General features: G+C 43.9%; 22 protein-coding genes. 13 read left to right on the top strand and 9 right to left on the bottom strand.

Annotated elements, in window-relative coordinates:
- Nucleotide 1: 1 nt before the first annotated feature.
- Nucleotides 2–1,204 (bottom strand): pyridoxal phosphate-dependent aminotransferase, encoded by a 1,203-nt coding sequence (locus BQ7489_RS14885; protein ID WP_072531712.1) that lies wholly within the window; start codon nucleotides 1,202–1,204, stop codon nucleotides 2–4.
- 212 nt (nucleotides 1,205–1,416) lie between these two features.
- Here BQ7489_RS14885 and BQ7489_RS14880 point away from each other — a divergent pair, with 212 nt between their 5' ends.
- The 5 genes from BQ7489_RS14880 to BQ7489_RS14860 all read left to right on the top strand — a co-directional run bounded on the left by BQ7489_RS14880 (nucleotide 1,417) and on the right by BQ7489_RS14860 (nucleotide 6,708).
- Nucleotides 1,417–1,899: a DUF4494 domain-containing protein gene (locus BQ7489_RS14880; RefSeq protein WP_113745300.1), complete on the top strand. Its 483-nt coding sequence runs from the start codon at nucleotides 1,417–1,419 to the stop codon at nucleotides 1,897–1,899.
- Nucleotides 1,900–1,917: 18 nt separating this feature from the next.
- Entirely contained in the window at nucleotides 1,918–2,586 is a 669-nt protein-coding gene (locus BQ7489_RS14875) for a YggS family pyridoxal phosphate-dependent enzyme (RefSeq protein ID WP_072531711.1), read from the top strand.
- Between the two features lie 12 nt (nucleotides 2,587–2,598).
- Nucleotides 2,599–3,576: a dihydroorotate dehydrogenase-like protein gene (locus tag BQ7489_RS14870; RefSeq protein WP_072531710.1), complete on the top strand. Its 978-nt coding sequence runs from the start codon at nucleotides 2,599–2,601 to the stop codon at nucleotides 3,574–3,576.
- A gap of 211 nt (nucleotides 3,577–3,787) precedes the next feature.
- A complete protein-coding gene (locus BQ7489_RS14865; protein ID WP_072531709.1) occupies nucleotides 3,788–5,446 on the top strand; it encodes a long-chain fatty acid--CoA ligase in 1,659 nt (552 codons plus the stop codon).
- 5 nt (nucleotides 5,447–5,451) lie between these two features.
- Nucleotides 5,452–6,708 carry a hypothetical protein gene (locus BQ7489_RS14860; protein WP_072531708.1) on the top strand — a complete coding sequence of 419 codons (1,257 nt, stop codon included), beginning with the start codon at nucleotides 5,452–5,454 and terminating at the stop codon, nucleotides 6,706–6,708.
- A gap of 9 nt (nucleotides 6,709–6,717) precedes the next feature.
- On the opposite strand, the gene BQ7489_RS14855 is transcribed toward BQ7489_RS14860, so the two are convergent.
- Complete coding sequence (locus BQ7489_RS14855; RefSeq protein WP_072532221.1) at nucleotides 6,718–7,305, bottom strand: Crp/Fnr family transcriptional regulator; 588 nt, start codon at nucleotides 7,303–7,305, stop codon at nucleotides 6,718–6,720.
- 39 nt (nucleotides 7,306–7,344) lie between these two features.
- Nucleotides 7,345–8,232, bottom strand: a complete 888-nt coding sequence (locus BQ7489_RS14850; protein ID WP_072531707.1) for a YitT family protein — start codon at nucleotides 8,230–8,232, stop codon at nucleotides 7,345–7,347.
- A gap of 265 nt (nucleotides 8,233–8,497) precedes the next feature.
- Here BQ7489_RS14850 and BQ7489_RS14845 point away from each other — a divergent pair, with 265 nt between their 5' ends.
- The 4 genes from BQ7489_RS14845 (at nucleotide 8,498) to BQ7489_RS14830 (ending at nucleotide 15,837) form a co-directional block, all read left to right on the top strand.
- On the top strand, nucleotides 8,498–9,727 hold the full coding sequence (locus tag BQ7489_RS14845) for an LL-diaminopimelate aminotransferase (RefSeq protein WP_072531706.1): 1,230 nt from the start codon (nucleotides 8,498–8,500) through the stop codon (nucleotides 9,725–9,727).
- Nucleotides 9,728–9,807: 80 nt separating this feature from the next.
- A complete protein-coding gene (locus BQ7489_RS14840) occupies nucleotides 9,808–11,997 on the top strand; it encodes a glutamine synthetase III family protein (RefSeq protein WP_072531705.1) in 2,190 nt (729 codons plus the stop codon).
- A gap of 155 nt (nucleotides 11,998–12,152) precedes the next feature.
- Nucleotides 12,153–13,814, top strand: a complete 1,662-nt coding sequence (locus BQ7489_RS14835) for a putative transporter (RefSeq protein ID WP_072531704.1) — start codon at nucleotides 12,153–12,155, stop codon at nucleotides 13,812–13,814.
- 28 nt (nucleotides 13,815–13,842) lie between these two features.
- On the top strand, nucleotides 13,843–15,837 hold the full coding sequence (locus tag BQ7489_RS14830; RefSeq protein ID WP_072531703.1) for a fructose-1,6-bisphosphatase: 1,995 nt from the start codon (nucleotides 13,843–13,845) through the stop codon (nucleotides 15,835–15,837).
- 108 nt (nucleotides 15,838–15,945) lie between these two features.
- On the opposite strand, the gene panD is transcribed toward BQ7489_RS14830, so the two are convergent.
- Together panD and panC are read right to left on the bottom strand one after the other, a co-directional pair.
- Nucleotides 15,946–16,296 carry an aspartate 1-decarboxylase gene (gene panD, locus BQ7489_RS14825; protein WP_072531702.1) on the bottom strand — a complete coding sequence of 117 codons (351 nt, stop codon included), beginning with the start codon at nucleotides 16,294–16,296 and terminating at the stop codon, nucleotides 15,946–15,948.
- A 5-nt stretch (nucleotides 16,297–16,301) separates the two neighbouring features.
- On the bottom strand, nucleotides 16,302–17,147 hold the full coding sequence (panC, locus tag BQ7489_RS14820) for a pantoate--beta-alanine ligase (protein ID WP_072531701.1): 846 nt from the start codon (nucleotides 17,145–17,147) through the stop codon (nucleotides 16,302–16,304).
- A gap of 237 nt (nucleotides 17,148–17,384) precedes the next feature.
- Between panC and BQ7489_RS14815 the strand changes: the two genes are divergently transcribed.
- The gene (locus BQ7489_RS14815; RefSeq protein ID WP_072532220.1) at nucleotides 17,385–18,206 is read left to right on the top strand and encodes a glycogen/starch synthase; all 822 of its coding nucleotides are present in this window, start codon (nucleotides 17,385–17,387) and stop codon (nucleotides 18,204–18,206) included.
- Nucleotides 18,207–18,230: 24 nt separating this feature from the next.
- Nucleotides 18,231–19,700 (top strand): DUF4270 domain-containing protein, encoded by a 1,470-nt coding sequence (locus BQ7489_RS14810; RefSeq protein WP_072531700.1) that lies wholly within the window; start codon nucleotides 18,231–18,233, stop codon nucleotides 19,698–19,700.
- A 515-nt stretch (nucleotides 19,701–20,215) separates the two neighbouring features.
- Here the strand turns inward: BQ7489_RS14810 and gap are convergent.
- Complete coding sequence (gene gap, locus BQ7489_RS14805; protein ID WP_072531699.1) at nucleotides 20,216–21,226, bottom strand: type I glyceraldehyde-3-phosphate dehydrogenase; 1,011 nt, start codon at nucleotides 21,224–21,226, stop codon at nucleotides 20,216–20,218.
- Between the two features lie 455 nt (nucleotides 21,227–21,681).
- Between gap and guaA the strand changes: the two genes are divergently transcribed.
- Together guaA and BQ7489_RS14795 are read left to right on the top strand one after the other, a co-directional pair.
- A complete protein-coding gene (gene guaA / locus BQ7489_RS14800; protein WP_072532219.1) occupies nucleotides 21,682–23,235 on the top strand; it encodes a glutamine-hydrolyzing GMP synthase in 1,554 nt (517 codons plus the stop codon).
- Nucleotides 23,236–23,353: 118 nt separating this feature from the next.
- On the top strand, nucleotides 23,354–24,196 hold the full coding sequence (locus BQ7489_RS14795; protein WP_072531698.1) for an SGNH/GDSL hydrolase family protein: 843 nt from the start codon (nucleotides 23,354–23,356) through the stop codon (nucleotides 24,194–24,196).
- A gap of 70 nt (nucleotides 24,197–24,266) precedes the next feature.
- Here BQ7489_RS14795 and BQ7489_RS14790 read toward each other — a convergent pair whose 3' ends face one another.
- The 3 genes from BQ7489_RS14790 to BQ7489_RS14780 all read right to left on the bottom strand — a co-directional run bounded on the left by BQ7489_RS14790 (nucleotide 24,267) and on the right by BQ7489_RS14780 (nucleotide 26,753).
- The gene (locus BQ7489_RS14790) at nucleotides 24,267–24,704 is read right to left on the bottom strand and encodes a PepSY-like domain-containing protein (protein WP_072531697.1); all 438 of its coding nucleotides are present in this window, start codon (nucleotides 24,702–24,704) and stop codon (nucleotides 24,267–24,269) included.
- Nucleotides 24,705–24,801: 97 nt separating this feature from the next.
- A complete protein-coding gene (locus BQ7489_RS14785; RefSeq protein WP_072531696.1) occupies nucleotides 24,802–26,079 on the bottom strand; it encodes a sensor histidine kinase in 1,278 nt (425 codons plus the stop codon).
- On the bottom strand, nucleotides 26,076–26,753 hold the full coding sequence (locus BQ7489_RS14780) for a response regulator transcription factor (protein WP_072531695.1): 678 nt from the start codon (nucleotides 26,751–26,753) through the stop codon (nucleotides 26,076–26,078). Before BQ7489_RS14780 ends, BQ7489_RS14785 begins: the two co-directional genes overlap by 4 nt.
- Nucleotides 26,754–26,767 lie beyond the last annotated feature (14 nt).

Genomic DNA, 26,767 nt, shown 5'->3' with positions numbered 1-26,767 from the left:
TTTATTCCTCCACCCGTCCCGGATATGCTTCAAGCGCTTTTCTCAAGACAAACAAGGCACGGGCCAGGTCTTCCTTTTTCAGCACATAGGCCACACGGACCTCATTGATACCAGCTCCCGGCGTAGTATAGAACCCCGCTGCCGGAGCCATCATAACTGTTTCTCCTTCGTAGTTAAAATCATTCAGGCACCATGCACAGAACTTCTCCGCATCATCCACCGGCAACTTGGCCACTGTATAGAAAGCCCCCATAGGTATGGGCGAATACACACCGGGAATACGGTTCAGACCGTCAATAAGGCATTTACGGCGTTCCACATATTCATCGTAGTTCTCACGCATGTACTCTTCGGGCGTATCCAACGAAGCCTCAGCAGCAATCTGACCGATCAACGGAGGACTCAGACGGGCCTGGCAGAACTTCATCACCGCCTTGCGTACGTCTTCATTCTTGGTAATCAGCGCACCGATACGGATACCACATTCCGAATAACGCTTGGATACGGAATCAATCAGAACAACATTATTCTCAATGCCCTCCAGATGACAGGCTGAGATATAAGGCGAACCTGTATAGATAAACTCACGGTAAACTTCGTCGGAAAACAGGAACAAGTCGTACTTTTTCACCAGATCACGGATCTGATTCATTTCACGACGGGTATACAGGTACCCTGTCGGATTGTTCGGGTTACATATGAGGATACCTTTGGTACGCTCGTTGATCAGCGCCTCGAACTTCTCTACCTTAGGTAAAGAAAATCCCTCCTCAATGGTTGTTGTCACTGTACGGATAATGGCTCCGGCCGAAATGGCAAATGCCATGTAGTTGGCGTACGCCGGTTCGGGAACAATAATTTCATCTCCCGGGTTCAGGCAGCTCATAAAGGCAAACAGTACAGCTTCCGAACCACCGGTGGTGATGATGATATCATCCGGTGTCAAGTGAATGTCATACTTCTCATAGTAACCCACCAGCTTTTCACGGTAACTTCTGTATCCCTGGCTTGGACTGTATTCCAGAATAGTACGGTCAATATTACGAATCGCATCGAGGGCCGCTCGTGGAGTTGGCAGGTCCGGCTGACCAATATTCAAATGATATACATGAATTCCTCTCTCTTTAGCAGCTTCGGCCAACGGTGCCAATTTCCGGATCGGCGACTCTGGCATTTCATTTCCTCTGATGGATATTTGTGGCATATTTTTATAGATTATTAGAAATATGGCTACAAATATAGCTTGAAAGAACAAAATCCACAACAATTATAATAAAATAAATGTCAGACGGTATCCGGGACATCAGCCGGGAAGAACATAAAAAAGTAATAAATAAACCGTCCGGCAAACACATATGTCAATATTTAATATATCTTTGCATAACAATATTAACTAATAAAACAGCAACTAAAGGAATTATGATGCACAACTGGTTTGAGTGCAAAATCCGTTACGAAAAAGTAATGGAGAACGGCATGAATAAGAAAATCACGGAACCTTATCTGGTCGATGCACTCAGTTTTACTGAAGCCGAATCACGTATTATTGAAGAAATAACCCCGTTTATAAGTGGAGAATTCACCGTATCCGATATAAAACGCGCCAACTATAGCGAACTTTTTCCCTGTGAAGAAGACGCAGCCGACAGATGGTTCAAATGCAAACTCTATTTCATCACCCTGGACGAAAAAAGCGGAGCCGAAAAAAAGACGGCAACAACCGTTTTGGTTCAGGCAGCCGACCTGCGTGACGCAATCAAGAAGCTGGATGAAGGCATGAAAGGTACGATGGCCGACTACACAATCGCTTCTGTAGCCGAAACAGCCATTATGGATGTATATCCGTATTCGGCAGAACCCGACGTAAAGCCGGAATTCCCTGACGCAGATAAAAGATAATTAAAAATAAAACGATAAATGGACATTCAAACTAATTTAAAGGAAGTACTCAATGACCTGCCCCAAGATGTCCGCCTGGTAGCAGTATCAAAGTTCCATCCCGCCGAAGCCATTCAAGCCGCATATGATGCAGGCCAGCGCATATTCGGGGAAAGCAAGGTTCAGGAAATGGATGAAAAGCACGGAAAGCTGCCCGAGGACATCGAATGGCATTTCATCGGACATCTACAGACAAACAAGGTAAAGTATATTGCCCCTTATGTAGCGCTGATCCACGCTGTAGACTCCTACAAATTACTGGTTGAAGTCAATAAACAAGCTTCCAAAGTCAATAGAATCATTCCTTGCCTGCTGGAAATCCATATAGCCCAAGAAGAAAGCAAATATGGCTTCACTTTCGAAAGTTGCAGGACATTCCTACAGGAAGAAGCATGGAAAGAACTCACCAACGTACGTATAGAAGGTGTTATGGGCATGGCCACAAATACCGACGACGAGAATGAAATAAGAAAAGAATTTGAAAGCCTGCACAGGTTCTTCAACGAACTGAAAGAAAACTATTTCAAGGAACAACCCTATTTCAAGGAAATATCCATGGGAATGTCACACGACTACAAGATAGCCGTTGCCGCCGGAAGCACGATGGTCCGTGTAGGAAGCAAAATTTTTGGAGAAAGAATATACTAAAACTTTAATCATATGGTACAATTGAAAACAACATTCGCAGGATTGACTCTGGAAAATCCGATTATCATCAGCAGTTCCGGACTGACAAACAGTGTGGAGAAAATAAAGAAACTGGAAGAAGCAGGCGCTGGAGCCGTAGTGCTCAAATCTGTATTCGAAGAACAGATCAACATGCAGGCTGGAGCCATGCAAGGATATGGCTCACCCGAAGCAGACGACTATCTGGGTACATACGTACGCTCACATGCGCTGAACGAACATATCAACCTGATTGAACAGGCAAAAAAAGCATGTAAAATCCCGGTTATCGCCAGCATCAACTGCTACAGCGACAGCGAATGGGTGGATTTCGCCAAAATGATGGAAAATGCAGGTGCCGACGCACTGGAAATCAACATCCTTACCTTGCAGACTGAAAAGGACTATACCCCAGGAAGTTTCGAACAGCGCCACATCGACATTCTCCGCCACATCAAGAAAAGCGTAAATATTCCTGTTATCATGAAACTGGGAAGCAACTTTACCAACCCGATTGCACTGATCAACCAACTGTATGCTAACGGGGCGGCAGCAGTCGTATTGTTCAACCGCTTCTACCAGCCTGATATCAATATCGAAACCCTGACATTTACCAACACCAACGTCATGAGCAATCCTAGCGAACTGGCCGACCGCCTGCGCTGGACAGCAATCGCATCGGCAGCGGTACCGCAGGTAGATTACGCCATTTCTGGAGGTGTACATTGCGGCAAAGGGGTTATCAAGACTATTCTGGCAGGTGCGTCTGCAGTAGAAATATGCAGTGCCATCTATCAATACGGCAACAAGGAAATCGCAACGATGAAAAACGAACTGAAAGAATGGATGGAAAGTAACGGTTATGATACCCTGAACCAGTTCAAGGGAAAAATGAATGCCAATGCGGCCGGCGACATAAATCCGTTCGAACGTACCCAATTCATGAAATATTACAGCAACCATCAGGAATAACCACAATTTCCATATCATAATTAAAAAGGCCTGCTCTCCAAAATAGGAAATACATATCCGTTATTGGGGAAGAGGCCTTTTTTATTCTCCAGACAGGCGTCCGTTTCCTGCTTTCCAGACTCTTTTTCCAATCAAATTAATTGGATAAATAAGAATAAACGTATATATTTGCACATATAGTGCGCCAAGTGTGCAATTCAACAAATCAGTTATGGAAAAAAGTTTTATCGCTTTTATAGAAGAAAGTATAAAGAAGCATTGGGATCTCGATGCATTGACCGATTATAAAGGATTGACCCTACAATACAAGGATGTAGCCAGAAAAATAGAAAAACTGCATCTCCTCCTGGAAGGAAGCGGCATAAAGCCAGGTGACAAAGTAGCTATCTGCGGACGGAACAGTGCGCACTGGGGGGTGGCATTTCTGGCAATCCTCACTTATGGAGCGGTAGCGGTACCGATACTACACGAATTCAAGGCCGACAACATCCATAATATAGTGAACCACTCGGATGCCCGGCTTCTTTTCGTGGGAGACATGGTATGGGAAGCCCTCAATGAAGCCGAAATGCCCAAGCTGGAAGGTATCATCCTGATGACCGACTTCACTCTACTGGTAAGCCGTAGTGCACAATTGGAATATGCACGCGAACACCTGAACGAACTGTTCGGAAAAAAATTCCCCCGCAATTTCAGACGTGAACATGTTTCATACCGACGAGACAATCCGGAAGAACTGGCTGTAATCAACTACACATCAGGAACAACCAGCTTCTCTAAGGGGGTGATGCTACCCTACCGCTCACTCTGGTCGAATACACAGTTCGCTTTCGAAGTCCTTCCGTTACAGGCAGGCGACAAAATTGTATCCATGCTGCCTATGGCACACATGTACGGACTGGCCTTTGAGTTCCTCTACGAATTTTCAAGCGGGTGCCACATCTATTTCCTGACACGGATGCCCAGCCCTAAAATCATTTTCCAGGCCTTTGCCGACGTAAAGCCCAATATCATCATTGCTGTACCGCTGATTATTGAGAAGATTATCAAGAAAGGTGTATTGCCCAAACTGGAGACCTTGAAAATGAAAGTATTGCTTAAAGTACCAATCATCAATGACAAGATCAAGGCAGCAGTGCGGGAACACATGATCCAAGGGTTCGGCGGGAACTTTTATGAAATCATCATCGGAGGCGCAGCATTCAATCAGGAAGTCGAAAAGCTGTTGAGAAGTCTGGATTTCCCTTATACGGTAGGATACGGAATGACCGAATGTGGCCCCATCATCTGTTATGAAGACTGGAAACGGTTCCGTGCCGGATCATGCGGCAAAGCCGCTCCACGCATGGAAGTGAAGATAGACAGTCCCGACCCTGAAAACATTGTTGGAGAAATCATGACACGAGGCGACAATGTCATGCTGGGGTATTATAAAAATCCGGAAGCTACCGCCCAGGTACTGGAAGCCGACGGATGGCTCCATACCGGCGATTTGGGAATTATGGACAAGGACGGGAATGTCACTATCAAAGGGCGTAGCAAAAACATGCTGCTGGGACCTTCCGGACAAAACATTTATCCGGAAGAGATCGAAGAGCAACTGAACAACATGCCTTTTGTAGCCGAAAGTATCATCATACAGCAAACCGACCATAAACTGATGGCCTTGATATATCCCGATTTCGAAGAGGCCTATGCACAAGGAATGAGTAATCAGGACATAGAAGCCGCAATGGAAACGAACCGTGTCAATCTGAATGCGGAACTACCGGCTTATTCACAGATAGCAAGAGTAAAAATATACCCGGAAGAGTTTGAAAAGACCCCGAAGAAGAGTATCAAGCGCTTCCTATATCAAGATGTAAAATAAATCTCATGAAATTCAATTCTAGAATAATAGTACTGTTCCTGTCGGGTATTGTCCTGACAGGGACTTCTTCTCTATATGCACAGTCCAAAAGAAAAGGGCTGAAGGAAGGCCCCAGCATAGCTGTCAGTATCACCAATAAAAAGAAAGACCCTCCGCAGACTTATTTTAACCTGGGGCTGTTCAGTAATATCAAGAGTTTGAACGGTTTCGGTTTCAATGTCATATCAAGCATTTCCCATCATTATTCCAAAGGAATCCAACTGGCAGGCATAACCAACATTACGGGACTTGACGCGGCCGGCCTTCAGATTTCAGGCATTACCAATGTTACAGGACGGACAACACGAGGAATTGCTTTGGCAGGTCTTATAAACGTCAACGGTAAAAATACCGATGGGCTGGCTGTTTCAGCGTTAGGAAACTTTTCCGGAGAGAAGTTAAGAGGACTGGCTATCAGTGGTATAATGAATATCAGTGGCGGAAACAGTGGAGGTCTTATGGTTGGCGGACTGGCCAATATCGCAGCAAAACAACAAAAAGGTGTGGCTATAGCCGGACTAATGAACGTAACAGGTGATACACTCAGAGGAATGCAGATTACGGCTCTGATGAACATCACGGGAAACACATGCAACGGAATACAACTGGCAGGAATTGGCAATGTGGCAGTCAAGAACCGTGGCGTACAAACCGCCCTAGCCAATTATGCAGAAACCAATACCGGATTACAGTTAGGTATAGCCAACATTTCGGCCGACAACAACAGAGGGTTGCAAGTCGGATTCATAAATATAAATAGAGACAGCATACATGCACGGCAAATAGGATGCATCAACATCAATCCTTCTACCCGTGTCCAAATGTTTGTGTCCGGAAGTAACCTCAACAAAGCCAATGTAGGTATTCGCTTCAAGAACCGATATACCTACACGGAATTTGGAGCAGGAGCCTATGCACTTGATTTCAATCAGTTCAGCGTTTCGGGATTTTATCGTGCCGGCATATACTACCCGATAACCCACCGAATGGACATCGGTGCTGATGCCGGATTCTACCATATCGAAACACTGGATAACCATACTCCCACAAATGAGTGTCCCGCACGATTGTATGCAATACAACCCCGTCTCAATCTGGAATATCACATAACCGACAAATTCGGAATATTCGTTTCGGGAGGCTATAGCTGGGCCAAGCAATATGGGCACAGCTCAATCTACAGACACCATCCCTCCTTTGAAGTGGGACTTGTATTCTTCTAAGAAGAATAATCAGCTGTTCAAATTAGAAGAACGGACGCGGCTTAAGGTTTCGGGCGTCATCTGTAAAAGCGAAGCAATGTAGACTAAAGGTGCGCGTTTCAGTATTTCCGGATGAAGCTGAAGCAATTTGTTATACCGCTCGTGAGCAGGTTCGAAACGGAGAGTATCAGCCTTGACTTGGGATTCAATCAATGAAAATTCAAAGAATTTCCGGTATAAAACCCCTATATCATTATAGGTGGCAGCCAGCTGTTCAATATCCGCTTTATTGATTTCCCATAATACAGTAGGCTCCAACGCCTCGATCATCAGATGTGTCGGTGCCTGTTTCAGATAGCTTTCCAAACATATAACCAGTCCACCCTCATAAGCAATGTGTTCAGTCAAATCCTTTTCATGCTTATAATAGAACTGACGGGTCAACCCTTTTTCTATGTAACGCATACACGTACAGACTTCACCTTCATCAAGAATCCGTTCACCCTTCTTATATTTCCTGTAAACAAGAATATCTGCAAAAGCATGCAGACTTTCGCGCTCTAACTGTCCGTTATTTTCGGCAACAATACGCCTAGCTACTTCCACGTTTGTCATCATACTGTTCATCAGACTGTTTTACTTACAATAGACCTTTCTTTATTTCACTTTGATTCTGTCGAATCCTTCTCCGAATACTCCGATAACGGCACTTTGAGAGACAAAAGCATGAGGATCAATATCTTTGATTAGCCGGAAAATCACTGTTGATTCCCTTTTCTTGGCCAACACAAACATCATCTTTACATTATTATGAGTATAACATCCTACCCCGTCAATAAACGTCACTCCGCGATGTAAATCTTTATTAATACGCTGTCCTATCTCCTCATATTTGTTCGAAATAATGAAGAACTGTACCGACTGACGGGCACTGTTCACCACCTGATCCAAAACAAAACTGGAAATAAACAATACAACATAACCATACACTACTTTTTCCCAGTCATGAAGGACAAGATAACTTGATGATATGATAATCACATCGCAAATCAGGATAACCTTTCCCAACGATATGTCACGATACTTATTCACAATGGCAGCTATAATATCAGTACCTCCCGTACTTCCGTTCGATGAAAACGCAATGCCTATACCTGCACCACAGAATGAAGCACCTAACACACAGGCCATAAATGGCTGGTCATGAATCAGACTTCCTTTCACCACTTCCTGGATGACAGCCAACAACAAAGTCAGGACGGCTACCGCCCAAATAGTCTTCAGGCAAAAACGTAACCCCAGAATTTTCAATGCAAGCAACAAAAGCAAGAAATTAATAATCAGATAAGTATACTGGACCGGAAAGCCGGTAGCCCAATAAATGATTGAAGCAATTCCCGGAACGGCACCCGAAGGAATATCATTAGGCAATAGAAAAACAGTCCACCCTATACCATAAGTCAACATCCCTAACGCAATCATGACGTAATCTTTCGTTTCTCTAAAAAACTTATAAACGCCTCCAGTAGAACTCAACTTTTCCATCTTATATGATTTATTTTGCCTACAAAGGTAAAAATAAAATATGATATTCTGAAAAAAATATAATAAGGTTATTCATGACATCCACACCGGAACAACAGCAATCTGATTTTTCTACCCGCTATATCTTCAGTTTACAAAAATTCAGCATCAAAACCTTCATTCTGACAAATTTCTTTGTTAATTCAAGAAGCCGGTTTTTGTAAATGGGATATTTTTCATACTTTTGTAACCAATTGGGCTTAATTCATAATCATTACTTGATAAAATGGCATTGCTGAACGAACATTTTCTCAAATTATCGGATAACTCACTTTTTTCGGAAATAGAAAAAAAAGTGAATTCGTTCAAAGTCATCCATCCTAAGGCTGACCTGATACATTTAGGGACAGAAGACGTGATACTTCCCATCCCGGCAACAGCAGCCGATGCCATGCAACGTGCCATTGACGAAATGGGAAAAGAATCGACATTTCGCGGATACGGTCCGGTAAAGGGATACAACTTCCTCATTGATGCTATTCTGAAAAATGACTATGCCCCATATGGTATACAATTCGAGCCCGGCGAAATATTCATCAATGACGGGGCTAAATGTGATATCGGAAATATCGGAAACATTCTCCGTCATGACAACACGATTGGTATAACCGATCCGACACATCCCATGTACATCAACTCAAGTGTCTTGAGTGGTCGAACCGGAGAAATGGAAAAAGACGGCAGCTGGAGTAATGTCATTTATATTCCCTGCAGAGAAAGCAACCATTTCATACCCGAACTCCCGTCCCAACGTGTAGACATCGTCTATCTTTGCTACCCCAATAATCCTACCGGAATAGCACTTCCTAGACACGAGCTGAAAAAGTGGGTCAACTATGCACTCGAAAACGACACCTTATTAATATGTGACTCTACCTATAAGGCATATATACAAGGCTCGGATATTCCACACTCCATCTATGAAATCAAAGGAGCACGGAAAGTTGCAATTGAAATTTGCAGTTTTTCCAAATGCGCCGGATTCACTGGTATACGCTGCGGATACACAACCGTACCAAAGGAACTGACAGCGGTAACCTTATCGGGAGAAAGAGTACAATTGAACCCCATATGGGAGCAATATCAGAAGATACGGTACAACGGAACTTCATATATTTCACAAAAGGGTGCCGAAGCACTCTATTCACCTGAAGCCAAAGAACAAATCAGAAAAAACATCATATATTACATGAACAATGCCCGCATGATAAAAAAGGCATTGGAAAACATGGGACTAAAAGTATATGGGGGCAAAGATGCACCCTATCTATGGGTCAAGGTACCAAGGCCGCTGTCGTCCATGAAATTTTTTGAGAAACTACTATTCGATGCACAGATACTTTCCACACCAGGCATTGCATACGGTTCGGGAGGAGAAGGATTTATAAGATTAACCGCATTCGAACGTAAAGAGAGATGCGAAGAGGCAGTACAACGCATTTGCAGATACCTGTAAGACAAAGCAATGAAAATGAAAAAACGATAAGAACAAAATAACAGCCATAAAAATAACAACCATAGAATATTTGAGGTATTATGTCAAAACTAAGATTTAACGTAGTAGAACAAGCGTTTCACAAGAAACCGGTTGAAGTCGTTTCCCCGGAGAAACGCCCGAGTGAGTATTTCGGAAAGTATGTGTTCAACCGTGAGAAGATGTTCAAGTATCTGCCTAGCAAGGTGTATGCCAAATTGGTAGATGTAATCGACAACGGAGCCAATCTGGACCGCAGTATTGCCGACGAAGTCGCTAAGGGAATGAAAAAATGGGCCATGGAACTGGGGGTCACCCACTATACCCACTGGTTCCAGCCACTAACTGAAGGCACAGCCGAAAAGCATGACGCCTTTGTAGAACACGACGGCAAGGGTGGAATGTTGGAGGAATTTTCAGGAAAACTGCTGGTTCAACAGGAAGCCGACGGTTCATCTTTCCCTAATGGCGGTGTGCGTAATACATTCGAAGCCCGTGGCTACAGTGCATGGGACCCGTCATCTCCTGTATTCGTAGTGGACGACACGTTGTGTATTCCTACAATCTTCATTGCTTATACCGGTGAATCACTTGACTATAAGGCTCCGTTGCTGAAGGCTCTGCGGGCCGTAAACAAGGCTGCGGTAGATGTATGCCATTATTTCAATACTGACGTTAAGAAGGTAGTTGCCTACCTGGGATGGGAACAGGAATATTTCCTGGTCGATGAAGGACTTTACGCCGCACGTCCCGACCTGCTGCTTACAGGCCGTACACTGATGGGACATGAAGCTTCTAAGAACCAGCAGTTGGAAGACCATTACTTCGGTGCAATACCTCCACGTGTAGCCGCATTCATGAAGGACCTTGAAATCCAGGCTCTGGAACTGGGTATTCCGGTCAAGACACGCCACAACGAGGTTGCCCCTAACCAGTTCGAACTGGCTCCTATCTATGAAGAATGTAACCTGGCAGTCGACCATAACATGCTTATCATGTCACTGATGCGCAAAATCGCACGTAACCACGGATTCCGCGTACTGCTGCATGAAAAACCGTTCAAGGGTATCAACGGATCGGGTAAGCACAACAACTGGTCATTGGGAACAGATACGGGCATCCTGTTGATGGCTCCGGGAAAGACATCGGAAGAGAACCTGCGCTTCATCACATTCGTAGTCAATACACTGATGGCGGTATACCGTCATAACGGATTGCTGAAGGCTTCCATCATGAGTGCCACTAACGCTCACCGTCTGGGGGCCCATGAAGCACCTCCCGCCATCATCTCTTCATTCCTGGGTACTCAGTTGAGTAAGGTACTGGATCACATGGAAGATAGTTCAACTAACGAACTGGCCTCTTTGGGCAGCAAGCAGAGCATGCGTCTGGATATCCCTCAGATTCCGGAACTGCTCATCGACAATACCGACCGTAACCGTACTTCACCGTTCGCCTTCACCGGTAACCGTTTCGAGTTCCGTGCCGTAGGTTCTGAAGCGAACTGTGCCAGTGCAATGATTGCCCTGAATACAGCCGTAGCCGAACAGCTTACTCTGTTCAAGAAAGAAGTCGACACACTGATTGAACAGGGAGAACCCAAAATTTCAGCTCTTATCCACGTTATCCGTAAATATATCAAAGCATGCAAACCTATCCGCTTTGACGGTAACGGTTACAGTGAGGAATGGCAGCAGGAGGCAGCACGCCGCGGATTGGACTGTGAAACAAGCTGTCCGGTCATCTTCGACAATTACCTGAAACCGGAAACAATCCAGATGTTCGAATCAACCAATGTGATGAACCGGAAAGAACTGAAAGCCCGTAACGAAGTGAAATGGGATACCTATACAAAGAAAATCCAGATTGAGGCACGTGTATTGGGCGACCTGGTAATGAACCATATTGTTCCGGTAGCTATCGAATACCAGAGTAAACTGGTAGACAATGTATATAAGATGAAATCCATCTTCCCGGAAGAAGAAGCAAAAAAACTTTCGGCTGAAAATGTCGCCATTATCAAACGTATTGCCGAGCATACCGCTTTCATCAAGGAAAAGGTTGATGCCATGGTTGAAGCACGGAAAGTAGCCAACAAGATTACAGAGGAACGTGAAAAGGCAATCGCCTACCACGACAACATCGAACCGATGCTGGAAGAAATCCGCTACCACATAGACAAACTGGAGCTGATCGTTGACGACCAGATGTGGACACTCCCCAAATACCGTGAACTGCTCTTCATCCGTTAAAAGACTGTTACATCTTATAAAAGACTTGCTTCCGCACGGCAGAAGCAAGTCTTTTCTGTTTCTACACAACACGATTTGGAATCAGTACATAACCTGAACCGTAAAAAAAAACGCATTAGCAATCAATAAAAATAAAAAGTCCGTATCTTTGCGGCATGGAATGGCTATACAATCTATTTTTTGACCACTCCGCGTTACAGGCAGTGGTTATTCTGTCCCTCATCATATCTGTGGGACTTGCTCTCGGAAAAATCAAAGTATTAGGAATTTCCCTGGGCGTAACATTCGTATTCTTTATGGGGATTTTCGCCGGTCATCTCGGCTTTTCAATAGACCCTCAGATGTTGTCGTATGCCGAAAGTTTCGGACTTGTACTTTTCGTATACGCATTGGGTCTGCAGGTAGGTCCCGGCTTCTTCAGCTCCTTCCACAAAGGAGGATACAAGCTGAATATGCTAGGTCTGGGAGTCATCGTATTAGGTACTATAATGGCACTGATACTAAGCTTTGTAACCCCTATAGGGCTACCAGACATGGTAGGCATTCTATGTGGAGCAACCACCAACACTCCTGCCCTGGGAGCTGCCCAGCAGACACTGAAACAGTTAGGTGAGCCAACCAGCGGAGCTGCTTTAAGTTGTGCTGTAACCTACCCGCTCGGCGTTGTAGGAGTGATTCTGGCTATTGTGGTCGTAAGGAAATTATTTGTACGTCCGTCCGACATGGAAGAGCATTTACAAGACGATCCGAACCATACCTATATCGCTACATTCCAGGTACACAATCCAGCCATATTCAATAAAAGCATACAGGATATAGCCAAAATGAGCTATCCTAAATTCGTCATCTCACGTATCTGGAGAAACGGGATAGTAAGTATTCCCACTTCCGATAAAATATTGAAAGAGAACGACCGTCTGCTGGTAATCACTACCGAAAAGGATGCTCCAGCACTGACTATCCTGTTCGGTGAACAGGAAAACCGCGACTGGAATAAAGAGGACATAGACTGGAATGCCATCGACAGCCAGTTGATTTCCAAGCATATTGTAGTTTCACGCGCCGAAATAAACGGCAAGAGACTGGGTTCACTCCGTCTGCGTAATAATTACGGTATCAACATCAGCCGTGTACTCAGAAGTGGAGTGCAACTGCTGGCTACTCCTGAACTTATCCTCCAATTAGGCGACCGTCTGACTGTAGTAGGCGAAGCCGCCGCCATCCATAACGTAGAAAAGATATTGGGAAATACCGTCAAGACATTGAAGGATCCGAACCTTGCATCCATCTTTATCGGAATTGTATTGGGACTCATCGTCGGTTCCATTCCTATCGCCATTCCAGGCATCAGTTCACCCGTCAAACTGGGTCTTGCCGGAGGGCCTATTATCGTAGGAATACTGATCGGAGCATACGGCCCGCGTTTCCACATGCTAACCTATACTACCCGGAGCGCAAGCCTGATGCTCCGAGGTATCGGTCTGGCACTCTACCTGGCCTGCCTCGGTCTGGACGCCGGAGCACATTTCTTCGAAACGGTAGTACGCCCAGAAGGAGCCTTGTGGGTAGGTATCGGATTTTTGATTACCTTTATACCGGTTGTCATTATGGCACTGGTATCTTTGCGGGTCTGCAAGATGGATTTCGGCAATACATGCGGTATGCTTTGCGGCAGTATGGCCAATCCGATGGCACTGAATTACGCAAACGACATCATTCCCAATGACAATCCAGCCGTAAGTTACGCCACAGTCTATCCGTTAGGCATGTTTACCCGTGTAATCATTGCCCAACTGATACTGATGATATTTTTATAACCATAAAGAACAATAACCTTATCATAAAATGAAAAATCAGCAAGCCACACTGGAAGCAATCCAGAAAGACATGAGATACCTGGAACTGTTGTCCCATAAATTTCCGACTATTGCTGCCGCCAGTACAGAAATCATCAACCTCGAAGCAATTCTGAATCTTCCGAAAGGAACGGAACACTACCTGGCCGACCTGCACGGAGAATACGAAGCATTCAGCCACGTGTTACGGAACGCTTCGGGAGCCATCAAACGTAAAGTCAATGAGATTTTCGGCAATACACTGCGTGAAACAGAAAAGAAGGATCTCTGTACGCTCATCTACTATCCGGAACAGAAACTCCGGCTGGTAAAAGAAGTGGAAAACGACCTTGTCGACTGGTATGTCATTACGCTGAACCAACTCGTCAAAGTCTGCCAGAACGTATCATCCAAATATACCCGCTCCAAAGTACGTAAGGCGCTACCTGAGGAGTTCTCCTATATCATACAGGAATTGCTGCATGAAAGCAGCATGGACCCCAATAAACAGGCATATATCAACGTCATCATCAGTACGATTATCGATACCCATCGTGCCGACAACTTCATCATCGCCATGTGTAATCTGATACAACGGCTCACCATCGACTCGTTACACATACTCGGTGACATATTCGACCGTGGTCCGGGCCCGCACATCATTATGGACACACTCTGCAACTACCACAACTTCGATATCCAGTGGGGAAACCATGATATCCTCTGGATGGGAGCCGCCTCGGGAAACGACTGCAGCATAGCCAATGTACTGCGCCTGTCCATGCGCTATGGTAATCTGTCGGCTTTGGAAGACGGATACGGAATCAACCTGCTGCCTCTGGCAACCTTTGCCATGGAAGCATACGCCGATGACCCTTGCGTATATTTCAGCCCTAAGATTGACAAGGAATCGACCACGTTCAACGACAAGACCATCCGCCTGATTGCACAGATGCACAAGGCCATATGCATCATCCAGTTCAAACTGGAAGCGGAAACGATACGCCGGCGTCCGGAATTCGGAATGAAAGACCGCCTGTTGCTGGACAAGATAAACTACGATAAGAAAACCATTACACTTAACGGTAAGGAATATCCTTTACGCGACGGCTACTTCCCTACCATCGATCCGGCCGATCCCTACAGGCTGACAGAAGAAGAAGCCGAAATAGTAGAAAAATTACATAATTCCTTTACCAGCAGTGAAAAACTGGCCAAGCACATGAAATGCCTGTTCCGTTTCGGATGTATGTATAATGTATGTAACTCTAACCTGCTGTACCACGCATCCATGCCACTGAATGAAGACGGCACCCTGAAAGAGATTGAAATATTGGGAAAGAAATATAAAGGACGCAGTCTGCTTAACCGGGTAGGACAACTCATACGTACAGCCTATTTTTCGGAAGAAGACAATGAAGAGAAAGCCTTCGCCATGGATTATCTCTGGTACCTGTGGTGCGGTAAAGACTCTCCTGCATTCGACAAGAGCAAGATGGCCACTTTCGAACGATACTTTATTGAAGATAAGGAAACCCACAAGGAACAGAAAGGAGCCTACTATACCTTGCGTGAACGGGAAGATATATGCGACATGATTCTGGACGAATTCGACGTGGAAGGAGAACACCGCCACATCATCAACGGACATGTACCGGTAAAGGCAGTAAAAGGTGAACAGCCTATCAAAGCAAACGGAAAGATGATGGTTATAGACGGGGGATTTTCAAAAGCATATCAACCGGAAACCGGTATCGCCGGATACACCCTGGTATACCACTCCAGAGGATTCCAGCTTGTACAGCATGAACCCTTCACTTCTACCCAGCGGGCCATAGAAGAAGGCCTGGACATCAAATCAACCATCCAGGTGGTTGAACTGAGCAGCAAACGGGTTATGGTAAAAGACACCGATAAAGGGAAGGAACTTTCGATTCAGATAGAAGATTTGAAGAACCTGCTGGTAGCTTACCGTATGGGCCTGATAAAGGAAAAATCATTGTAAACACATGTTCTGGTACAATACCAAAAAACGTCTTGATGTTTTTTCAGAAAGAACTTGAACTTCTCCGAAAAACATCAAGACGTTTTCATTAAAAGAACTTGAAGAATTTCACACCAGCCGGTTGGTAGCCGTATCAGGGAAAACGACAGTCGGCTTGAACGATTTCGCCTCCTCAAAATCCATCAGAGCATACGACATAATGATAACTATATCGCCTACCTGTACCTTACGGGCAGCAGCACCGTTCAGACAGATACATCCCGATCCGCGCTCGCCTTTGATTATATAGGTTTCAAAGCGTTCACCATTGTTGTTATCCACGATATATACCTTTTCGCCGGCAATCATATTGGCTGCATCCATCAGATCCTCATCAATGGTTATGCTACCCATATAATTCAGATTAGCCTCCGTTACAGTCACACAATGAAGCTTAGACTTCAAGACTTCTATCATCATTTCTCTTATTCCTTATATTTAATGTTATCAATCAATCTTACGTCACCGCAGAAAACGGTAATACAACCAACAATATAGCTGCTTTCATCCCATGCAGATACTGTCTGCAGAGTATTGCCGTCGACCACCTCAAAATATTCCAGACGCAAACCTTCGGCCTCATCTATGCATTTCTCGACAAACGCCTTGGTTTCGGCCAGCGTATGGTTCTTTCCATATTCGACACTGGCAAACAAAGTCTTCGAAATCTGCAAGGCCTGCATACGCTGTACAGCCGACAAACGTGCATTGCGGCTGCTTAAAGCCAATCCGTCGGACTCACGTACTATCGGACATCCCACAATCTGCAGGTTGAAAGGATATTTACGCACCATTTCACGGATAATGGCCAGTTGCTGGAAATCCTTTTCCCCGAAATAAGCACGTGTAGGCTCCACAATCAGAAACAACTTACTTACAATCTGGCACACCCCGTTAAAATGTCCCGGACGGTACTTCCCTTCCATCACAGTATCCAAAGGAGCATAACTGAACTGACGGGTATCCGGCTCCGGATAGATTTCCTCAACAGAAGGAGCAAAGACAAATGTAGCCCCACATTCTTCCAGAAGTTTACAGTCGGCATCCAATGTCCGGGGATATTTCAATAAATCATTCTTGTCGTTGAACTGAGTAGGATTAACGAAATCACTCACCACTACTACATCATTCTCGGCAACGGCGCGTTTCACCAATGAAGCGTGCCCTGCATGCAAGGCTCCCATGGTCGGAACCAGCCCGATAGTCTTACCGGCGTTCCGTAGAACGTCCAGTTCCGCACGAAGCTCGTTGATTGTTTGAATTAACTTCATTCCAGTTGGTTTTTAAATTCTAAAAATTGGGGACAAATTTAACCATATTTCCGGAGATAGCGCAACATACCGGCAAAAAGTATTTAAAAATAGCAGAAAAAAAACTCAGAACCGCTTTCCTCGACCGTTATCTAAAGTTCATTAACATACTATAAAGAATAATTCACAAAGCCAACTTGCCCAAAACCTCTATTTTTTTTATATCTTTGCAAAATCTTTATGAGCAATAATAATAACATGAGCGCGAAAAAAGTTTTATTCATTACACAAGAAATTACTCCTTACGTACCCGAAAGTGAATTATCCCTAATCGGTCAAAATCTACCACAAGCAATCCAGGACAAAGGTCTGGAAATCCGTACATTCATGCCTAAATGGGGAAATGTCAACGAACGCCGCAACCAGCTTCACGAAGTAATCCGCCTTTCAGGTATGAATATCATCATCGATGACACAGATCATCCCCTTATCATCAAGGTTGCCTCTATCCAGGCTGCCCGCCGTCAAGTCTATTTTATCGACAATGACGATTATTTCCAGCACCGCCTGATGACAACCGATGAAAACGGTAAAGAGTATGAAGATAATGGCGAACGTGCTATTTTTTATGCGAGAGGCGTTCTGGAAACGGTGAAAAAACTCCGTTGGTGTCCTGATGTCATCCACTGCCACGGATGGATGAGTGCAATGGTACCTTTGTACATCAAGAAAGCCTATAACGACGAACCCTCGTTCAGAGACTCAAAGGTCATCTTCTCTGTTTACGGTGACGGATTCAAATCCGATCTGGCATCCAATTTCAAAAAACAGTTGGAATTCAGAGACGTTACCGCCGAAGATGCCCAAATCGCCAAAGACCCGGTAAACTATACCGAGCTGTGCAAATTGGCCATAGCATACTCTGACGGTGTTATCCAAAACAGTGAAAATATAGATCCGGCTATCATGGACTATGCGCGTAGTCTGAATATCCCGGTAGTTGACTTTCAGCCCGAAGATTCCTATGCCGACGCATGCAAGACCTTGTATGACCAGGTATGTGAAGGAAAGGCTGAATAACTTAAATATTCAAAACTAACGAAAATGAAATTCAAGTTCTTGGCAGCGATAGCACTAGCCGCTGCTGCACTCTACGGTTGCGATGATGAAACAGTCGGCATCGGACAGTTTATTGTAGATGAAGACTATATTCCGGCTAAGGCGACATCGTATTCTGTTATAACAGAAACACATCTGCTTGATTCGGTATTCTCCCGTTCAAGTACGGCCTATCTGGGAAAATTCACGGATAAAGATTACGGGACTTTCAGTTCTGATTTCCTGACACAGATTTCCTGCCCGGAAGACTTTACCCTACCCGACCGTATAGTAGACATCACTAACGCAACCCTGAGTTTCTACTATCTCAGCTATTTCGGGGATTCATTGGCAACTCTCCGCCTTCAGGTAGATACACTGACTACTGCAATCGCCGATGACGGAAAAGACAAAAATCTATACTACAGCAATCTGGATCCGGCGAAATATTACAACCCCCAGGCTACACCATTGGCAATCAAGGATTACACGGCATACGACCTAACCGTAAGTGACTCACTGCATAATACATCCGACTATTATCCACATGTGAGCGTCAACCTCAACAAGGATTTCTGCCAATACATGCTGGACAAATATAACTATACCATAGAGCAGAACGGAAAGACAGTCCATCCATATTTCAAGGATTCGGAAGCATTTATAAACAATGTATTGAAAGGACTCTATGTCCACACCACAGCAGGTGAAGGATCCATCCTGTACATTTCGGACATATACCTGCAACTGACAGTGAAGTATTGGACTACAATTACCAACGAAAGTACCAATACCACCAAAGATACACTTGTACATACCATAGTGCCGATGGCCACAACCAAGGAAGTGTTCATGTCAACCCGCTTCAAGAATTCAAATCTGGCATCACTGAAGGACAACAAGGAATGTACCTACCTGAAGACTCCGGCCGGGCTCTGTACAGAAGTTACATTGCCCATCGAAGAAATGTATAAGGCCCACAGCAAAGATACCTTGAACTCCATTTCTGTATCCTTCACCAAGTTGAGAGATGCAAGTACAAGCCCATATCTAATGGGAACTCCCCCAACCTTGCTGATGGTCAGAAAGGACCAGATGAAGAAATTTTTTGAGAATAACGAAACATATGACAACAAGACATCATTCCTTTCATCATACAATAGTTCAAACAATTCCTATTCATTTTCCCAGCTGAACCGGCTGGTCAGCAAGATATTCAGTGAAATCCGTCCGGAAATTGAAAAAGGAGAACCGTATTGGAGTACATGGAAAGAAAACAATAAAAACTGGAACAAAGTCCTACTGGTTCCGGTAACAACAGAAACAGACTCACAAGGTAACGTTATTGGAATAGAAAACAACCTGAACGTAAACTCGGCAACCCTCATCAGAGGCGAAAATCCGGAAACTTCAACAAATCCGGAAAACCGAGTAACAATGAACGTGATCTATACCAATCCATCAAACCTGAACTGATCTGCTGTAAATTCGGAAGTCCTTCTTAGAATTTTTATAAATCAAAAAGCCATTTCAAATTGAAGTGGCTTTTTTTGTACCAGGAAAAGCCGACCGGCAAACACTACTGGTCGGATAGCATAATTACCGTAAGCCCCTTTAATCGCTTCAATACATCCACTATGTTCTCTTATACTACACTTTAATGGAAACTTTTAAACTTTGAAAGAGGTCTATAAGAGCCTTACCTCTTACATACTCTTAAATCACATATACCGATGCAGAGACCTCAAAGACTTGTAAGATAAATCTACCCAAGCATTCAAGTATGTATTACAAGTAAGTATCGGGAACAAAGATCATACAAAACGGAATGCAATAAAGACGAACAGAAACCAGATTTCCCACAACAGACAGACCACACAATCCAAAGAGATAAAGATATCAAAGTAGAAATTACGGATAAAGAAGAGGAAATAACATAAAAAAAGGGTGCACCAACGGTACACCCCTTATATTAAACTGTTTATTACTGATTAGCAGTTTACAGAAGCCATGTGAGCAATCAGATCCAATACTTTGTTAGAGTAACCGATTTCATTGTCATACCAAGAAACAACCTTAACGAAAGTATCAGTCAAGTAAACACCTGCATTAGCATCGAAGATAGAAGTGTGAGTGTTACCCAAGAAGTCAGAAGAAACAACTGCATCTTCAGTGTAACCCAGGATACCCTTCAATTCGCCTTCAGAAGCTTCCTTCATAGCAGCGCAGATAGCTTCTTTAGTAGCCGGTTTAGCCAAGTTAACTGTCAAGTCAACAACAGAAACGTCCAAAGTCGGAACACGCATAGAGATACCAGTCAGCTTACCGTTCAGTTCAGGAATAACTTTACCTACAGCCTTAGCAGCACCAGTTGATGACGGGATGATGTTACCAGAAGCAGCACGACCACCTCTCCAGTCTTTCATAGAAGGACCATCAACAGTTTTCTGAGTAGCAGTAGTTGAGTGAACTGTAGTCATCAAACCGTTTACAATACCGAATTTGTCGTTCAAAACCTTAGCGATAGGAGCCAAGCAGTTAGTAGTACAAGAAGCGTTAGAAACGAACTGAGTACCTTTAACATATGTCTTTTCGTTAACACCGCAAACAAACATCGGAGTGTCATCCTTAGAAGGAGCAGACATTACAACATATTTAGCACCTGCCTGAATGTGAGCCTGAGCTTTTTCTTTAGTCAGGAACAGACCAGTTGATTCAACTACATATTCAGCACCAACTGCATCCCATTTCAAGTCAGCAGGATTCTTTTCAGCAGTTACACGGATCTCTTTACCATTAACGATCAATTTGCTGTTTTCAACATCAGCTTCGATTGTACCATTAAATTTACCGTGCATAGTATCATATTTCAACATGTAAGCCAAGTAATCTACTGGGCACAAGTCGTTAATACCTACGATCTGGATATCGTTTCTGCTCTGAGCAGCACGGAATACAAAACGGCCAATACGACCGAAACCGTTAATACCTACTTTAATCATTTTGTTTAATTTTTAAGGTTTTATAATAAATTTATAAACACTCGTTTAAAAAACGCTGCACCGAAAGAGGTCTTTTGCTTTCCTTCCTCTCTCAATTGCGATGCAAAAATAACTATTTCTTTCTAAAGAAAAAACACGTCAAGCATTAAATTTAAGTAAAAAAAGCCCCGTTTTTCACTTATTTTTCCAATAAAAACAATTTATCAAAAGAACACCCTACCTTTTTGCTATCTATACATTACATCGAGGCGTTTATCATGCTCTCCAGGATTTCAAGCTGATTCTTGAACGTCTTCTCCCCTTCTTCCTTTAATAATAAAATAGGTGTGGCATATGCTCCTTAGGCATCCTCCGGCAAGACATAAGGCGTGTCATGTTTTTACTTCCACTTCTAGCATATATAAAAAATAATCAGTACCTTTGCAGTATTGAACATATCATTTACAGAACACAATATGCAGGAAAAGATTATTATTCTTGATTTCGGTTCACAAACTACCCAGCTTATCGGCCGCCGTATCCGTGAACTGAACATGTATTGCGAGATTGTCCCCTACAACAAGTTTCCACACAATGATCCGTCTGTTATCGGTGTCATACTTTCAGGTAGTCCTTTTTCAGTTTATGACGAAAAAGCTTTCAAGGTTGACTTAAGTGATATCCGCGGCAAATATCCTATCTTAGGTATCTGTTACGGTGCACAGTTCATGGCATACGTCAACGGAGGAAAAGTGGAACCGGCCAATACCCGTGAATATGGACGCGCGCACTTGACCAAATTCGATCATAACAATCCTCTGCTCAAGGATATACGCGACAATTCCCAAGTGTGGATGAGCCATGGAGATACCATCACTACCATCCCTGAGAATTTCGAAATCATCGCCTCAACGGATAAAGTTGCCGTTGCAGCCTATCAGGCCAAAGGAGAAAAATTATGGGGTGTACAATTCCATCCGGAAGTCTTCCATACCGAAGACGGTACCCAACTGCTGAAAAACTTCGTTGTTGGAATCTGTGGAGGGAAACAGGACTGGAGTGCAGCTTCATTCATCGAGACAACAGTAGCACAGTTGAAACAACAGCTCGGCGATGACAAAGTTGTGCTAGGCTTGAGCGGCGGCGTAGACTCATCCGTAGCTGCCGTATTGCTCAATAAAGCTATCGGCAAGAACCTGACATGTATCTTTGTCGACCACGGTATGCTCCGCAAAAATGAATTCAAGAATGTCCTCCATGATTATGAATGCCTGGGACTGAATGTTATCGGCGTTGATGCCAGTGAAAAATTCTTCTCGGAACTGGCCGGTGTAACCGAACCGGAACGCAAACGTAAGATTATCGGTAAAGGATTCATCGATGTATTCGATGAAGAAGCCCACAAAATCAAGGATGTCAAATGGCTGGCTCAAGGAACAATCTATCCCGACTGCATTGAATCATTATCAATTACCGGTACTGTAATAAAAAGCCATCATAATGTAGGAGGTCTTCCTGAAAAGATGGACCTGAAACTTTGTGAACCTCTCCGCCTTCTGTTCAAGGATGAAGTACGGCGTGTAGGACGTGAGCTCGGCATGCCCGAACATCTTATTACCCGCCATCCCTTCCCGGGACCAGGACTTGCAGTACGTATTCTCGGTGACATTACGCGCGAAAAAGTACGTATCCTGCAGGATGCGGACGATATTTTCATCCAAGGTCTGCGTGACTGGAAAACAACAGACAGCACCGGAAAAGAAACAGCGCTATATGATCAGGTATGGCAAGCCGGAGTCATCTTGCTGCCTGTACAGAGTGTAGGAGTGATGGGGGACGAACGCACTTATGAACGTGCCGTTGCCTTACGTGCCGTAACAAGTACCGACGCCATGACAGCCGACTGGGCTCATCTGCCATATGAATTCATGGCAAAGGTTTCAAACGATATCATAAACAAGGTTAAAGGTGTAAACCGCGTATGTTATGATATATCTTCAAAACCACCTGCCACAATCGAGTGGGAATAAAGAACTCCTGCTATAATAGATTACGGACTTTTTTCATAACTATAAAGCGAAGCGCCTCGTAACAGAGGAACTTCGCTTTATTCATACTTATATTTCTAACCCTAAACCATTCAAGAACATGTACATGAAATGCGTAACTTACTTACTTTCCGGATTATTTGCCATGACACCGGTTTTTCCGGTATCCGCATCATCCCAACCTTCTGAACCGGATACTACTGCTGTTATTGGCAACCAATGGAAAGGGAAAAAAGTAGCCTTTCTAGGAGATTCCATTACCGATAAGAAACACGTAGGAACAACCAAAAACTACTGGCAATACCTGGCCGAAATGCTCGGTATCACACCTTTGGTCTACGGGATCAACGGCAATCAATGGAACGGAATCCTGAAGCAGGCCCAGACACTCCACAGTGAAACCGGTACCGACCCTGACGCAATCATTATCTTTGCCGGCACAAACGACTATAATGCCGGTATTCCTTTGGGTGAATGGTATACCTACAGTTATGAAGAAACAACAGTAAAAGGAGGAGGAAAGGAAATACGCAGAAAACGGATTGCCGACATGAACCAGAATACTTTCCGCGGGCGTATCAACGAAGCGATGAGTTACCTGAAACACAACTTCCCTGAAAAACAGATAATCCTGATGACACCTATCCACCGCGCACAGGCCCGGTTCAGCAATGAAAATATCCAGCCTGAAGAGGCTTTTCCTAATAAACTAGGACTGTATGTCGACGAATATGTAAATGTCATTAAAGAAGCAGCCAATGTATGGGCTGTCCCTGTCATTGACTTGAACAGCATTTGCGGACTCTACCCGATGTTTGATGAGCATGCACAATACTTTCATGACGCAACTACCGACCGTTTACATCCGAATGTAAATGGACATTACAGAATGGCAAAAGCCATCATGTACCAGTTGCTTGCCTATCCGGCCGACTTCAAATAAAAAACGCTCCTGGACCTGTACCCGGCCCAGGAGCATCCACTCTTATCCATTCATTATATCCGAAAGCAAATCAATCGTCAATGTCTATCACACGGAACTGTGTATCGAAAGTTATTTCCAGATGGTTAGACAACTCAACATCATATTCTTTAGAGTTCCGTTCAATTTTAGTGATGAAAGCATCTGGATAAGTACTTTTCACATAAGAAGCAATGGCCGACGGAATGACGGCAGCCGGAACCTTTGTCTTCTCACAGCTTACTTCTGTCCAATCACCCGACTTGTCAAATTCAAGTTTCTCGCCATTGGTAAAAATAACATCATAGCTTTTGCTGAACACACCCGATTCTACTTTGGCAAGTGCAACCTTATGGCTCTTGAAATAAGTAGTTATAAACTGCTGGGCTTTAGTCGGCAACTGACCGATCTGGATAGGTTTGTCACTATCGGCAAAAGCCACTGTCTGAATTGAAAAAAGACATACTAACAAGAAAATCAGCTTTTTCATATCGCAATCATTTTTTAGGATTAATACTCTATTAATTATTATTGTATTGCAAATATGAGAGACAAATCTGAAAAGATTTTGAAAACAGAGAAAAAAATCAATCGTTTTGATGATTAATCTCAAACTGATGCATGCCATCGGAATACCGATAGACTACACGTAACCGGTTGGACTTACAAATCGTATCAACCAAGGCCAGACCCAATCCTGTAGAACCTTCCTTTTTATGGGACTGATAGAAACGCTCAAAAATACGTTGACCGTCCAGTTCATGTCCACCGGTATTAGATATACAAAAGCTGTCGGCTGTAACAGTAATCAGAATTTTTCCACTATCTATATTATGGACAAACGCATTTTTCAACAGATTTGTCACCAGAACAGAAGCCAGCGAATCATCCATGTCCACATAAAAGACACCCTTCACCTCCATATCCAGTCCAATATTCCGATATGCATATACCTCCCTATAATCCGAAATATACCGCTCGAGCAAATCATTCAATGCGATGCGGTGAACATTGGCAAACTGTCCGTTCTCAATCTTACACAACAGCAATAGAGAACGGTTCATCCGAGACAAGTTTTCCAGTGTCTGATGTGTCTTCATCAGTTCTTCCAATTGATGTTCCGTCAGATTCTCCTCTTCCATCAGCAACTCCAGACGATTGCGGCAAATAGCCAATGGCGTCTGCATTTCATGGGACGCATTTCCTATGAATATTTTCTGCTGCTCATATAAATACTCGTTACGGCGTGCAGCTTCAATTGCCGCCTCATTCAAACGGCTGAACTCCGTAATCTTTGTAGTATTCTCCAAAGGATCATTCTTATGCCCCAACCTGTAATTGTCCAGCCACTCAAGCAAAACATATAGCGGACGCATATTCCATTTATATACCCATGCATTGATAACTATAATAACCAACAGCAAAAATACATATAGAAAAATGATCCATCCTAAAATAGCGCGTTGCAAATCCAACTTCTCTATCGTAGGCGTATATACAACCAGTTCTCTGTAGGAACCGTCATCTGTCTGGAAAATGATCATCAAGACACGCGCCGGTTCCTTCTCCCCTTTCTCCGTGATATAGACATCTTCATCCCTGTAGGTTATATGTGGATAAGCCTCAGCATAAGCCTTACTCACTTCATACAGATAATACTGATTGTTGGAACCGTTACTAGACGCAGGTAATGTTTCTCCCGACAGAGAACGTATTATCAAAGCCTCGGCATAATCCTCAAGTGAGTCATCCACCTCATCATTCACCTCCTCCATTACGGCCATATAGAACAATCCCGCCCATACGGTAAGAATTACCATAAGAGCAAGAGACATACGCCATAATACAAGATGAAAAAGTTTCATTCAACCACAAATTTATATCCGAAACCATAAACCGACTTCAGTTCGGGGGTCGCACCCGCCTCCTTCAACCGCTTACGCAAATTCTTTATCTGAGCATAGATAAAATCGAAGTTATCGACCTGATCTATATGATCTCCCCAAACCGATTCAGCCAATATATTCTTATTGACCAACCTCCCCGGACGGGACATGAAATAATATAAGATATCGTATTCTTTCCTGTTCAATTCTACATCCTTTCCACCCACCTGTACCTTAAATGAATCCGGAAAAAGTTCAATATTGCCGAACTGAACCTTCCGGTCGCCTTCCCGCTGGTTACGACGGAGCAGGCTTTTTATACGGGCATGAAGCTCAGCCAAATGAAAGGGCTTAGGCAGATAATCGTCGGCTCCCAAATCCAGCCCCTGAACCTTATCCTCCAATGAATCACGTGCGGAAAGAATAATGACACTCGTCTTTTTGCCTAAATCATGCAGCTCTTGCAACAGATCCAGCCCGTTTCCATCCGGTAACATGATATCAAGCAAAATACAGTCATAATCATAATCTTCAATCTTCTGCAAGGCAGTCCGGTAATCGGGAGCCTGAGAAACCACATAACGTTCCTTTTCCAGGGAAGTAGTAGTGATTTCCCTCAAATCCTTATCATCTTCAACAATCAGAATTTTCATAATCCATGTAATTT

This window comes from Bacteroides ilei (genome assembly GCF_900128495.1).
In the GTDB taxonomy this organism is placed as follows: Bacteria; Bacteroidota; Bacteroidia; order Bacteroidales; family Bacteroidaceae; genus Phocaeicola; species Phocaeicola ilei.
This window is presented reverse-complemented; position numbering and strand designations above follow the sequence as displayed.